This is a genomic window from Pseudomonas sp. JDS08PS003 (assembly GCF_045013505.1).
Lineage (GTDB): Bacteria > Pseudomonadota > Gammaproteobacteria > Pseudomonadales > Pseudomonadaceae > Aquipseudomonas > Aquipseudomonas protegens_B.
Map to the genome: position 1 here is coordinate 2958444 of NZ_CP120724.1, position 13335 is coordinate 2971778.

Sequence of the window (13335 nt, forward strand, 5' to 3'; positions counted from 1 at the left end):
GGGTATTACTGCCCCAGGCGGTATTGGTTGTTGCCACTGCGCTTGGCTTCGTACATCGCCAGGTCGGCGACGTGCAGCAACTGGTCCATGCGCCCGGCATGGTCGGGAAACACCGCCACGCCCAGGCTGCTGCCGATGCTGTGGCGATGGCTGTCCACCTCCACCGGGGGCGACAGTTGATTGAAGATCTTTTCGCCGATGCGCCGGGCTTCTTCTTCCAGGTCGAGCCCCGGGGACAGGCCCTCCAGAATCACTACGAATTCGTCGCCGCCGATCCGCGCCACGGTGTCGCTGGTGCGCAGGATGCCTTGCAGACGTTGGGCCGTGGCGCTCAGGACCCGGTCTCCGGCGGCGTGGCCGTACTGGTCGTTGATCGCCTTGAAACCGTTGAGGTCAACGAATACCAGGGCCACTCGGGTCTGGTTGTGACGTGCCTGCTCCAGGGCCCGGGACAGGCGCTGTTCCAGCATCAGGCGATTGGGCAGGCCGGTCAGCGGATCGAAGTGCGCCAGTTGCTGCAGCTGGCTGGTGGAGACTTTTTCATCGGTAATATCCCGTACCACCCCCATCATCTTGATGGTGGTGTCGTGCACGTTTTTCACCACGTTGCCGGTTTCCCGCAGCCAGTGGATGCTGCCGTCGGGCCACACCACGCGGTATTCCTCATCATGGTTCTCGCCGGTTTCCAGGCAGCGCAACTCGCCGGCGCGGACCCGTTCGCGATCGTCCGGATGCACGCAGGAGCAGAAGAGTTCGTAGGAGGGCACCACTTCACCGACCTTGAAACCGAACATGCCGTAGATGGCTTCCGACCAGTACAGCCGCTGGGTGTCCACTTCCCAATCCCAGGTGCCGATGCGCGCGAAGTACTGGCTGCGCTTGAAGCGCTCGGCGTCGTCGGGCAAGCCTTCGGCGAGTGTGCGATAGGCCCGCAACTGGGCCTGGGCGCGGCGTTCGCGGCGCAGCAGCCACAACGCCAGCAGGGCCAGCAACAGGGTCAGACACAGTAGGGACCAGACAGCAATCATCGGATTCTGGACAGCATGGAAGGGGGTGGTCCTGAGGGGTGGATAGCGCTTGGCTATGTTAATTCATGGCGTGCTTCCCACAGGAGATTTTTATCGGCTGGCGGGCGGTTTTTCCGCAATGTTTCCATGAACTACGAATGTCCGGGGCAAAGCCACGCGTCATCGCTGGGCGCCGGCATTGCACAACTCCAGCACGGCGTAGCCCAGGCCCAGCAGTGCCACCAGTAATAGCGCCAGGCTGGAGAGGCCGGTCACCAGGCGTTTGTACTTCAGCGAGAAACCCTGGCGCGCCACCAGGATGTAAGCCCCCAGCACGGCAAAATCCACCACTATCCAGACCAGCGTCAGCAGCAGCGCACTGTGCTGCAAGGAGCGGGTGACTTGGATGAACTGGGGGAAGAAGGAGGCAAAGAAAATGATGTCCTTGGGGTTGCCGATCCCCACCAGGAAACCGCTGGCCAGGCCCTGGCGGCCCTTGTTGGTGCGTGGCGGCGCGGGTGCGGGGGCTGGGCCAAACACCTCCCGCAGCCCCTGCAAGGCCAGCCAGCCGATGAAGCAACAGCCCAGCAGGCTGACCCAGCCGATCAGGCGTGGGTCCAGCGCCAGGCCGGTGGTCAGCATCAGCACCGCCAACAGTGCCAGCAGCAGCGACGCGGCATTGGTGCCCAGGGCGGTCAACACGGCCTGGCGCGGCCCGGCGTTCATGCTGGTGTTGACGATCAGGGCCACCACTGGCCCCGGGGTGGCCACCAGCATCAGTACGCTGAGTGCATAGGCCAACAATAACGACAGGTTCAGGTCCACGAGTAACGCCTTTGAAGTCATGTGCAAGGCCTCAGCTTGGGGGCTTTGTCGTGCATTGAAAAACGCAAAAAGCTATGACCTACTATGAGTATTAATCATTATTGGTGCTCATCGATGGTCGAATCCCTGCCACCGCTCTACGCGCTGCGGGCCTTTGAAGTGGCCGCCCGCTCCAGCTCCTTTACCCGAGCCGCCGAGGAGCTGTCCCTGACCCAAAGCGCCATCAGCCGGCATATCCGCACCCTGGAAAGTCAGTTCGGCTGTCGTTTGTTCGAGCGTCACGGACCCAGGCTGGTGCTCACCGAAGCCGGACAGCGCCTGGCCCGGGAGCTCAAGGTGGGCTTCCGGATCATCGAGGATGCCTGCCTGCCGCTGCGGGCCAACACCGGACAGTTGCGCCTCAAGGCGCCTTCGACCCTGACCATGCGCTGGCTGCTGCGGGTCCTGGAGCAGCTCAAGGGGCAACAGCCGGCGCTGGCGGTGCAACTGGCCAGTGTCTGGATGGACTTCGACCATGTGGATTTCTACGCCGAGCCCTACGACTGCGCGATTCTCTTGGGCAACGGGCACTTTGGCGCCGGGGTCGAGGCCTGCAAGCTGTTTGATGAATGGCTGATTCCCATCGGTCCACCCGAGGCCGCGGACGCGCCGCCCTGGACCCTGGAGCGGCTCAAGGATGCCGAACTGATCCATCCTTCGGCGGACCGTCGTGACTGGCGACGCTGGTTGCAGGCGCAACGGCTCAAGGACAGGGACCTGCTGCAACAGGTACGACTGGAGCGGGGCAATGTCTTCGACACCCTGGACCAGGCGATCTCTGCGGCGATGGCCGGGCACGGCCTGTCCATTGGTGATCTGCACCTGGTGGTGGGGGACATTCGTCGAGGGCGGGTCAGCCTGCCATTCCCCTGCGCCGTGGCGTCGGGGGACGGTTATTACCTGGTGTGGCTGCGAGACAGCGTGCGCCGGGAATCCATCGCTCGGCTGCGGGAGTTTCTACTGAGTCAGGTCGCGGACATCAGCGATCTTGAACTGGACTACCTGAGCTCCTAGAAGCACAGGGTCCGGACATTGGCTTCGCTGACCGTCAGCGCCCTGTGCTGCACGAGCATGAAACGGCATGCTTGCCTCCTCTCTGAAAAAAGCGGTGTACATGGCAAATGCTCTATGGCCTGTTCGCCGGCAAGCCGGCGTCTATCAGGTCAGCCCAGAATGATGTAGTCGTTTTGCTGCACGATGCCCCGGTGCGGGCCGGGCACCAGATGCACATAACGGCCTTCCAGCAGGTCGATCGGCAGGCAGTCGTCCACGTCCAGCAGGGCATCGGTGTGGGACTTGTGCCAGTGGGCAAGCATCTGCCGCTTGCCCTTGGCCTTGGCTTCGGCCTTGTCCCGGGCCACCACCAGCAGGTAGCGGTGGGCCTCGCCAAAGGCCGTCGCTTCGTAGCCGCCCAGGTTCAGGAAGTACAGGCGCGGTGCACCCGGCAATGGGGCCAGGGGGCTGAGTTCGATCTTGTAGTCCTCGACCCCGTCGACCTGCATCCAGGAGTCGATGTGCAAGCCCGCCGGGCTGCCGAACCAGCCTTCGCGCAGTTGCGGGTAGGCCGCTTCGAGACGGTCGGCGACCACGAACTGGACATCGTGGACTTCAATTTTCGCTCTGGGGTGTTTTCCCCCCAGCATCACCACAAACAGCATTGTTGTTCCTTTTCCCGTATCGGCCTTGGCAGTAGGGGCACGTTTTACCTCAAGCGTCCGGGGACTGCCAGCGCGCTTGCCGGCTATCCGACGGCATCGGTGAACAGGGGAATACGGCCGTTGACTGAGTCCTGGTAGTGCCAGTCCAGCGCCAGGGCGCTCAGCCCCGGCGAGCGCAGCAGGAGCTGCAGCAAACGCTGGACGATATTCAATGCCAGGCCCTGGCCGGGACAGCGGTGCGCTCCGCTGCCGAAACTGAATCCCTGGTACGCCGGATTGCTGCCGGTGACCGCGGTCAGGGCCGGGTCGTGGTTGGCCGCCGCCAGCAGCACCAGCACCGTATCGCCGGCTTGCAGGTCCACCCCCAGCAGGGTGCAGGCCTGGACGACGAACCGCCGGGTGTTCTGCACCGGCGGGTCCAGGCGCTGGCGTTGCAGCAGCCAGGCACTGAGCAGGTCCGGATCACTGGACAGGTGCTGGCACAGAGACGGTTGCGCCAGCAGGGCGATCAGGCTGTTGCCGATCAATCCGGCACAGGCGTCGTGGGTTTGCGCCAGCAGGCCCAGCAGATTGGCCAGCAGATCCGCTGGGGCCAGGCCGTTGCTGCGCTCAAGGATCGCCGTCAGGAGTGGGCTGTGTTGTGGGGCATCGAGCAACGCCTGCATCTGTTGGAGCAGGTGTTGCGCCGCGCAATCGGCAGCCTGCAGCTGTTCTGCATTGCTCAGGGGGGAGAGGCAGGCAACGAATTCGCCGGTGCGCCGGGCAAGGTCTTCGCGCCGTTCGGCGGCTATTCCCAGCAGTCCTGCCAGCAGCGCCACTGGCAGGCGCCACTGCCAGCGTTGCAGATCGCTGGCACCTTGCGGTGCACTCAGGACAGGGCGCCATTGTGCCAGCAAGGGCATAAGGTCGATGGCGCCCAGTTGCTGCAGAGGCGTCGCCATAGCGGCACGGGGACAGCTGTGGCGCGGGCCATCGTTCATCCGCATCAGGCGTGCAAACACGTCCCCGGCAGGCCGGTCGGCGATGGCCTTGGGCACCGGCTCCTGGGGCGGTCGGACCTGGCAGGCGGGGTGGTTCAGCACTGCCGCCACCGCGGCGGCGCTGCTGGCGACCCACAGGCCCAGCGCTGAATCGTAGGTCAGGCCGCCCCGAGCACGCAGGCGGGCGTAGTAGAAATCGTAGGGGTCGAAATGGGTGACAGCACTGATCGGGTCCATGATTCGTCTCTTTGTCGGGCAGATATTCAGGTTGCTACTATCCTGATCTTTTCGAAGACACGATTCGTCATGGAGCGAAATATGAATGTAGTGCAGAACGACCTGGGGGTATCCAACGTGGCGGCGGCCATCGCCGAGCCGGCCCGCACCCGGATGCTCTGTGCGCTGATGGATGGCCACGCCCGTACCAGCACCGAACTGGCGGCGATTGCCGAAGTCAGCACGTCGACCGCCAGCGCCCATCTGGCCAAGCTCAGGGACTCCGGCCTGTTGCAGGTACAGGTCCAGGGACGGCACCGTTACTACTGCCTCGGCGATCCGCTGGTGGCCCAGGCCCTGGAGGCGCTGATGGTGATCGGCCAGGGCAGCACCTTCACCCCGCGTACCCCGGACCGCCTGCAATTTGCCCGCACTTGCTACGACCACCTGGCAGGCACCCTGGGGGTGCAGTTGCACGACCGGATGTTCGAGGCCGGTTGGTTGCTGATGGGGGAAGAGGGCAAGGCGGGAAAAAGAGGCAAAGGGGGCAAAGGAGGCAAAAGGGGCAGGGATTATCGGGTCAGTGAAAGTGGTGTCGAGTTCTTCCGCGGCCTGGGCATCGACGTGGCCGAGTTGCGCAGGTTGCGCCGCAGCCTGGCCTGTCCATGCCTGGACTGGAGCATGCGTTGCCCGCACCTGGGAGGTGCTTTGGGGGCGGCGTTGCTGCGTGTCCTGTTGCAGCGCAAATGGCTGAGACAGGATGTGGACAGCCGCGCCCTGACCCTGACCGGCACCGGCGGGCGCTACATCAGCAGGCGTTTCGGCATCGCCCTGATTCAGCCATCCAAACCGCTGTCGGCATCGGCCAGTCTGGAGCTGCAAAGCCTGGGGGCCTGAGCCTCGGCGGTTTCGCAGTTCTGGTGCTTCGGTGCTGCGGCGAGCATGCGATGAGGTGATGCCAGGGCCGCTCAATCGGGCACCTGGAACTCCAGCAAGTCGCGATCCAATCCAACCATGGCCTGCTCCAATCGCGTCAATGCGGTCTTGATCTGGCCGGCATTCGCGCCTTCGCGGCAGGCCCTCTCCAGGTATTCGCATTCATCGATCAGGGCCTGGGCGTTGATGATCCGCGCTGCACCGCGGATACGGTGAGCCAGGTCAGTCACGCCTTTATTGTCGGGGCTGGCCAGCAGTTCGCGGATCTGCTTCAAGTCCTGCTGGTTACTCTGGTGCAAGCCCTTGAGTACCCGCTGGATGGATTCGGGGTTGCCGCCGGTGAGGTGGTCCAGTTGCTGGATGTCGTAGCGCTCACTGCTGGCCTTGAGTTGCAACCGGGGCAGGGCGGGCAGTTGCCGCAGGCGGCGGTCCAGTTCAGGCAGGGCAATGGGTTTGAAGATGCAGCCATTCATGCCGGCGTCCCGGCAACGCTGTTCCTCTTCGGGATGGACGTTGGCGGTAAAGCCGAAGATCTGCACTGGCGGCCGGCCCTGGGTCTGTTCGGCAACGCGGATCTGTCGGGTCAGTTCGTAACCGTTCAGCACCGGCATGTTGCAGTCGGTGATCACCACATCGAAGGTTTCCCGCTGCCAGACCTTGTAGGCTTCGGCACCGTTCTGCGCCTGGCTCAATGAATAGTCGAGGAAGCGCAACTGCTCGCACAGCAGTTGGCGATTGGCCTGGCTGTCGTCCACCACCAGGATATGCAGCGGCCCCCGGGCAGCGACGGTCAGGGTTTCCTCCGCTACCGGAGGCGGGGCATCGGGCAGCGGGTCGAGACGACTCAACTGCACCTGCACCCGCGCCAGGGTGCCGACGCCGGGCTGGCTCTCCAGGCGCAGTTGACCGCCCATCATTTCGCACAGCGTGCGGCAGATCACCAGGCCCAGCCCGGTTCCCGAGCGGGCGTTCTGATGTTGCCCGGGCACCTGGCTGAAGGGCTGGAACAGCCGTTGCTGGTCGTCGGGCTCGATGCCGATCCCGGTGTCCTTGACGGTCAGCAGCAAGGGCAGCAATTGCGCATCGTCACCCTCGGCCTGCAAGCGGATCTGCACCCCGCCGTGTTCGGTGAACTTGATCGCATTGCTGAGCAGATTCGACAGAATCTGCTTGAAGCGCAGCGGGTCCACCAACACGTCGCCATTGACGCTGCTGTCCAGGTCCAGCTCCAGGCGCAGGCCCTTTTGCCGGGCCAGGCCATCGAAGACCCGGAACACCGACTCCACCAGATCCCGCAGGTTGGCCCGCTCGGGGCTCAGGCTCAGGCGTCCGCTTTCGATCCGGGCGATGTCCAGGATGTCGCCGATCAACTCCAACAGGCCCTGGGCCGAACCGTAGGCCACCTCGATCGAGCTGCGGTCGAGCTGGCCCTGATCCGCGCGCTTGAGGGCCAGCTCCAGCATGCCGATGACCGCGCTCATGGGGGTGCGGATTTCATGGCTCATGGTGGCCAGGAAGGTGGTCTTGGCCCGGTTGGCCTTGTCGGCATCGTTCTTGGCCTGGGTCAGTTCTTCCAGCAGTTGTTGGCGATCGCTGATGTCGAGCCAGCCACCGATGATGCCCTGGATCTCACCCTGGGCATTCCGGTAGGGCAGCATCCAGTGGTAGATGTTCAGGCGTTGGCCGCGGATGTGTACTTCGCGGTCGATCAGCAAGGGTTGGCCGCCGGCAAGGATGGTCTTGAAGTCTTCGGCAAACTGCGGGGCCTCGGGCACCGCCAGCTGGTCGAGGCTGGTGCCCAGCATGCTTTGGCGATCGGTGCCCATGGCCTTGAGGTAGCTGTCGTTGCAGATCACCAGGCGGCGGTTCAGGTCGCGCACATAGATCGGGTTGGGCGTGCCGTTGATCAGCGCGTCCATGAAGCGCATCTGATCGTTGAGGGCATGTTCGGCACGTTCGCGCTGGCTGACCTGGCGCCGCATGGCGTAGCCCCAGGCCAGGGCGATCAGCAGCAACAGCAGCGCGCCGGCACCTGCCATATAGAGGGTGGTGCGATAGTCGCGCCAGGAGGGCGGCACAACCGCCGCCTTGGAACGCCAGCGGTTGTTCAGCTCGGTGAGGGCGTCGGGCGCGATGCTGCGCAGGGACTTGTCGATGATGCTGAACAGTTCCAGCTGGTCGCGGCGGATGCCGAAGGACTCGTTGAGCAGGGGCAGGTTGAGGGCTGAGTTGACCTTGAGCCCGTCCTCCTTGATGCGCGGCAGGTTGAAGCTGACGGCGATCTCCGCTTGCACCGCGCCATCGGCCTGATGCTCGCGCAGCAGGGTCAGGGCTTCGAAGTTGGTCTGCACTTCCTTGATGCGAATCTGTGGATAGCGCTGGCGCAGCAGTGGCACCAGCGAATGGCCGCTGCCGATCAGCAGTGTCTTGCCAGCCATCTCTTCCAGGGATTTCGGCGCATCGGGGGTGTCGCGGGTGATCAGCATGTAGGGCCCGACCAGGTAAGGCCGGGTGAATTGCAGGTAGCCTTCGCGCTCAGGGTTGCGGGCCCGATCGGCAACCATCTGCACCCGGCCCTCGCGCACGGCGACGTTGAGGTCCGTGAAGCTGGGCAGGGCGTCGATCTCGAAACTCAGCCCGGTCTTGGCCTCCAGCATGGTCAGCAGGTCGGAGGTAATCCCCAGGTAATTGCCGTCGGCGTCGAAGTAGGACATCGGTGGCAGATAGCGGTGAATGCCGATGCGCACCACGGGGTTCTTTTCGATCCAGCGTTGCTCATCGGCAGTCAGATCGGTTTTTTCCATGCTCAGCAGCAGGCGGTCGCCCCAACGATTGCGGATGCTGATGTCCTGCTCTTTATGGATCGCTTGCAGTGCGGCGTCGAGCAAGCGCTGCAACTGGTGGTTGTGCGGATTCACCGCGAAGGCGAAACCCGAGAGGCTGGCCGGGCCGCTGTAGATGATTCGCAGGTAGTCACTGTAGTTGCGCGAGATCAGGAACTGCGCCGAGACCGCGTCGCTGAACAACACATCGGCGTCACCGAAGGCCACGGCGGCCATGGCCGCATCCGTACTGGCGTAGCTTTCGATCCGGGCCTTGGGGTACAGGGCCTGGGCGGCGGGCAGCGTGATGGTGTCCAGGGAGATGGCCAGGTTGCGTCCCTGCAAACCGTTTTTCAGCGACGGAGAATCCCCCAGGCGGGCCACCAGAGCCGGGCGATTGACCAGGTAGTTCTGGCTGCGTAGCAGGGGGTGTTTCTGGGCCTCGCTCAAGGTGACGCCGCCGATGAAATCGACCTCGCCCTTGGCCATGGCCTCGTAGACTTGCTCGCGGGTGTCGTAGGCACGGACAGCGACCTTCACCCCCAGGGAGTCGGCCAGCAGACCGATGTAGTCCGCGGTGATGCCTTCGTATTCCCGGGACTCGTTGACCATCTCCAGCGGTGGCAGGTTCTGCTGCGAGGTGCCCAGCACCAGCTCGCGCTTGTTGCGCAGCCATAGCCAGTCATCGTTGGCCAGGGACAACTCATGGTGATGGGGTGATTCGTAGTTGAGCAGCTGCAAGGGAGTCGCGGTGTCGCCCAGGGCAGGAAGGCATGCCAGCCATATCAGCGTTGGCAGGAGGAAACGAGGCATCGAGGCTCCTGATCGAATAACGGCACAAGAATGAGTCGAGGAGGAAAGTGTCGGGCGGCGTGGCCAGCCGCACAAGGGCTTGGCGCCAATGCTGAAAACAAATATAGATCAAGGGTGGGTGCGAAATGGGCTTATTTTCCTGAGTCGCGCGGGCTCGGGCAAGTCCACCGAGGCTGGCAGACCGAAGGTATTGTCGGCACCTTGACCCGCTTGCGGTTAGCGATACGCTTGTGTCTATCTGCACTCTCTCAATGCTCCTGTCGGTTGGTGCCCCAGAAGGGCCAGCTGATCCGTTATCGGGTCCCCCTCGGCAGTCGCCGCTCACCCTGGAGCCGCGCGTGAATACCCTGAAGATATTGGTTCTTGAAGACCATCCGGTGCAGCAACTGCTGGCTCTGGAGCAGTTGCGGCGCCTGGGTGTAGCTCAGCCGTTGGCGGCGTCCGACGGGGCCAGTGCCCTGCACCTGCTGCGTGAACGCGGTGCGGCGGACATCGTTCTCTGTGACTTGCAGATGCCCGGCATGGACGGCCTGGAATTCTTGCGGCGCGCCAGTGGGGAGCAACTGGTGCGGGCGGTGATTCTCTACAGCCTGATTGAATCCGACCTGCGTCGCGCGGTGCTGCAGATGATCAGCTTGCACGGGCTGATCGTCCTGGGGGATGTGGGCAAGCCGGCGGAACTGGCGACCCTGCACGCGATGCTTGAACTCTATCAACTGCGCCATCAGCAACAGGTTCCGGCAGCGCCCCGGCACTTTGTTCCAGTGAGCCGGGAAGACCTGCAGCGGGGCGTCGAACAGGGCCAGTTCGTTTCCTACTACCAGCCCAAGTTCGATCTGCAACACGCCAGTTGCCGTGGCGCCGAAGTGCTGATGCGCTGGCGTCATCCCGAACACGGGGTGCTGGCCCCGGCAGCCTTTCTCGATGAGCTGGAGGCCGCGGGCCTGTTGGACGAGGTGCTGCACCAGCAGCTTGACCAGAGCATGGCCCTGCAGCGCCGACTGCTGGACCAGGGTGAAGAACTGGAGCTGGCGTTCAACCTGCTGCCCCGGCAGTTGGCTTGCGGTGACATCGTCAGGCATATCCGTCAGGCCATCGACCGGCATCAGGTGCCGCCGCGGTTACTGACCTTTGAAATCACCGAGGTGGGCCTGGTACAGGCCCCGGCCATCAGCCTGGAAAATCTGGTGCGCCTGCGGATGATGGAGTGCAACCTGGCCATCGACGACTTCGGCGCCGGCTACTCCTCCTTGCAGCGCCTGTGCGAACTGCCGTTCAACCAGATCAAGCTCGATGCTCATTTCGTTCGTGAGCTGGTGCGTCAGCCGCGCTGTCGCGCGGTGGTCGTTGCCTCTCTGGCATTAGCCAGCAACCTGGAAATGTGCCTGGTGGTGGAGGGGGTGGAAACCCAGCTCGAACGACGTCTGTTGCTGGAGATGGGCTGCGTCATGGCCCAGGGCTATTGGTACGCCCGGCCGATGTCGGAAAGCGAACTGTTGTCCTGGCCGCGAAGCGTCCCGGCCGAGCAGTCTGCAGCGTTTCCCTGACCCCGTTCTGCTGTGCCGGGCTGTGCTGCACTGGACGCCGACGGTCATTGCGTTGAAGCTGGCGCTCCACCGTTCCAGCCAGGGCCATGCATGCTCATCGTATTCAGCGGATTGCCGGGTTCCGGCAAAACCACCATCGCTCGCACCCTGGCTCCCCACCTGGGAGCCACCTACCTGCGCATCGACAGCATCGAGCAGGGCTTGCGCGATGCCGGCCTGCCAGAGGTCGGCAAGGCCGGCTACCAGATCGCCCTGCAACTGGCCGAGGCCAATCTGGCCCTGGGCAACCCGGTGCTGGCCGATTGCGTCAATCCCGTGGCCGAAAGCCGTCAGGCCTGGAGCGATCTGGCGCAGCGACTGGATGTGCCGCTGCTGGATGTCGAGGTGATCTGTTGCGACCCCCGCGAACATCGACGGCGGGTCGAGACCCGGCAATTGGATGTGCCGGGCCTGCAAGCGCCCAGTTGGCAGTCGGTGCTTGATCACGACTACGAGGTCTGGACGTCGGCGCCCTTGCGCCTGGACAGTGCGAGCCTGTCGCCGGAGCAGGCGGTGGCGTTGATCCTGGCTCGGTTGCCGGTGCGCAACTGACGGCAAACCGGCCAATCCCTGTCGCGGCCAGTCAATGCCTTGAACCTCGATGGTGCGTGGGCGGTCAGTGCTCAGGGGCCGCTGCCGGCCAGTGCACGCCGTACTGCCCGGAAAACTCCCGATAACGGGGCAAAAAAATCCTCTCCGGGGCTTTATGCACCGATTCAGCCCGTGTCGGTTGGCCGTGATTCAAGCTGAGTCCCCATGGGCGTCCCCAAGACAGGTTCCTGTTGGGGAGGTGCGTCTCTTTTTTGAATGTATTTGTCGCTTTTTGCTGGTTTTTCAGACCGTATGCCGCCGTGACGGTTGTTTGGGCATTTGCGGCATAGCGTTTGCTACCACTCTGTGAGACGGGCGGCAGGGGCCGTCCGATCATGAGCCCAGGAGGTGCTCGCACACAGGGGAACGATCATCCCTTCAAGGTCAAAGCCGGGTCACGCACACACAGGGTTCAAATAAAAAGCCGTTCGCATCACGGCAAGGAGTTGGCTATGTCCCGCGCTTTTTTCGATGAAATGTACGCTGCCAGCGGCACCTGTCGACCCCATTACCAAGCGTTCGCCCGTTGGCTGGCGGACACCCCCATTGAGCTGTTGGACCAGCGGCGGCGCGAGGCCGACCTGCTGTTCCATCGCGCCGGGATCACCTTCACCCTGTACGGCGACGAACAGGGCACTGAACGCCTGATTCCCTTCGACATCATTCCCCGCAGCATCAAGGCCAGCGAGTGGCGCACGGTGGAGCGCGGTTGCGTGCAGCGGGTTCAGGCGCTGAACCTGTTCCTGGCGGATATCTATCACGGCCAGCGGATCATCAAGGAAGGCATCATTCCCGCCGAGCAGGTGCTGGCCAACGAAGGCTATCAGGTGGCCATGCAGGGCCTGGACCTGCACCGGGGCACCTACGCCCATATCGCCGGGGTGGACCTGGTGCGCGACGGCGATGGCAGCTATTACGTACTGGAAGACAACCTGCGCACCCCCAGTGGCGTGAGCTACATGCTCGAAGACCGCAAGATGATGATGCGCCTGTTTCCCGAGCTGTTTGCCGCTCAGCGCATTGCCCCCATCGACCATTATCCCAACCTGTTGCTGGACACCCTGAAGAGCTCCAGCCCCCTGGACAACCCGACGGTGGTGGTGCTGACCCCGGGGCGCTTCAACAGCGCCTATTTCGAGCACGCCTTCCTCGCCCGGGAAATGGGCGTGGAACTGGTGGAGGGCGCCGACCTGTTCGTTCGTGACGATCGGGTGTTCATGCGCACCACGGCCGGCGCCCAGGCGGTGGACGTGATCTACCGTCGGCTGGACGATGCCTACCTCGACCCGCTGTCGTTCAATCCGGACTCCATGCTCGGGGTGCCCGGGCTGATCGCCGCCTATCGCTCGGGCAATGTGGTGCTGGCCAACGCCGTGGGCACCGGGGTCGCGGACGACAAGTCGATCTATCCCTATGTGGACGAAATGATCCGCTTCTACCTCAGCGAAGAGCCGATCCTCAAGAACGTGCCCACCTGGCAGTGCCGCAAACCTGCCGAACTGTCCCATGTGCTGGCCAACCTGCCAGACCTGGTGGTCAAGGAAACCCAGGGCTCCGGCGGCTACGGCATGCTCGTGGGCCCGGCGGCCACGGCGGCGGAGATCGAGGATTTCCGCGCCCGGCTCAAGGCCCGCCCCGAGGCCTACATCGCCCAGCCGACCCTGTCGCTGTCCACGTGCCCGACCTTTGTCGAAAGCGGCATTGCCCCGCGGCACATCGACCTGCGCCCATTCGTACTCTCAGGCAGTGAAACCCGCCTGGTGCCTGGCGGCCTGACCCGCGTGGCCCTGCGCGAAGGCTCGCTGGTGGTGAACTCGTCCCAGGGCGGCGGCACCAAAGACACCTGGGTAGTGGAGGACTGA

General features: G+C 63.7%; 10 protein-coding genes. 5 read left to right on the plus strand and 5 right to left on the minus strand.

Annotation, left to right across the window (positions count from 1 at the left end; genetic code table 11):
• Window positions 1–5 precede the first annotated feature (5 nt).
• Window positions 6–1028, minus strand: coding sequence for a diguanylate cyclase domain-containing protein (locus tag P7C00_RS13680; protein WP_404939483.1), 1023 nt, complete (start codon window positions 1026–1028; stop codon window positions 6–8).
• Between the two features lie 159 nt (window positions 1029–1187).
• On the minus strand, window positions 1188–1826 hold the full coding sequence (locus tag P7C00_RS13685; RefSeq protein ID WP_404939982.1) for a LysE family translocator: 639 nt from the start codon (window positions 1824–1826) through the stop codon (window positions 1188–1190).
• Window positions 1827–1946: 120 nt separating this feature from the next.
• Here P7C00_RS13685 and P7C00_RS13690 point away from each other — a divergent pair, with 120 nt between their 5' ends.
• Complete coding sequence (locus tag P7C00_RS13690; RefSeq protein ID WP_346635837.1) at window positions 1947–2885, plus strand: LysR substrate-binding domain-containing protein; 939 nt, start codon at window positions 1947–1949, stop codon at window positions 2883–2885.
• A gap of 149 nt (window positions 2886–3034) precedes the next feature.
• Here the strand turns inward: P7C00_RS13690 and P7C00_RS13695 are convergent, their stop codons facing one another.
• Both P7C00_RS13695 and P7C00_RS13700 read right to left on the minus strand, forming a co-directional pair.
• Window positions 3035–3529 (minus strand): DUF1543 domain-containing protein, encoded by a 495-nt coding sequence (locus P7C00_RS13695; protein WP_346635820.1) that lies wholly within the window; start codon window positions 3527–3529, stop codon window positions 3035–3037.
• Between the two features lie 83 nt (window positions 3530–3612).
• A complete protein-coding gene (locus P7C00_RS13700; RefSeq protein WP_346635821.1) occupies window positions 3613–4746 on the minus strand; it encodes a cytochrome P450 in 1134 nt (377 codons plus the stop codon).
• 81 nt (window positions 4747–4827) lie between these two features.
• Between P7C00_RS13700 and P7C00_RS13705 the strand changes: the two genes are divergently transcribed.
• Window positions 4828–5622 carry a metalloregulator ArsR/SmtB family transcription factor gene (locus P7C00_RS13705; protein ID WP_346635822.1) on the plus strand — a complete coding sequence of 265 codons (795 nt, stop codon included), beginning with the start codon at window positions 4828–4830 and terminating at the stop codon, window positions 5620–5622.
• Between the two features lie 71 nt (window positions 5623–5693).
• Here the strand turns inward: P7C00_RS13705 and P7C00_RS13710 are convergent, their stop codons facing one another.
• A complete protein-coding gene (locus P7C00_RS13710) occupies window positions 5694–9296 on the minus strand; it encodes a transporter substrate-binding domain-containing protein (RefSeq protein ID WP_346635823.1) in 3603 nt (1200 codons plus the stop codon).
• A gap of 338 nt (window positions 9297–9634) precedes the next feature.
• Between P7C00_RS13710 and P7C00_RS13715 the strand changes: the two genes are divergently transcribed.
• The 3 genes from P7C00_RS13715 to P7C00_RS13725 all read left to right on the plus strand — a co-directional run bounded on the left by P7C00_RS13715 (window position 9635) and on the right by P7C00_RS13725 (window position 13335).
• Complete coding sequence (locus tag P7C00_RS13715) at window positions 9635–10843, plus strand: EAL domain-containing protein (protein WP_404939485.1); 1209 nt, start codon at window positions 9635–9637, stop codon at window positions 10841–10843.
• Window positions 10844–10933: 90 nt separating this feature from the next.
• On the plus strand, window positions 10934–11434 hold the full coding sequence (locus tag P7C00_RS13720; protein ID WP_346635825.1) for an ATP-binding protein: 501 nt from the start codon (window positions 10934–10936) through the stop codon (window positions 11432–11434).
• Between the two features lie 491 nt (window positions 11435–11925).
• The gene (locus P7C00_RS13725; protein ID WP_402888369.1) at window positions 11926–13335 is read left to right on the plus strand and encodes a circularly permuted type 2 ATP-grasp protein; all 1410 of its coding nucleotides are present in this window, start codon (window positions 11926–11928) and stop codon (window positions 13333–13335) included.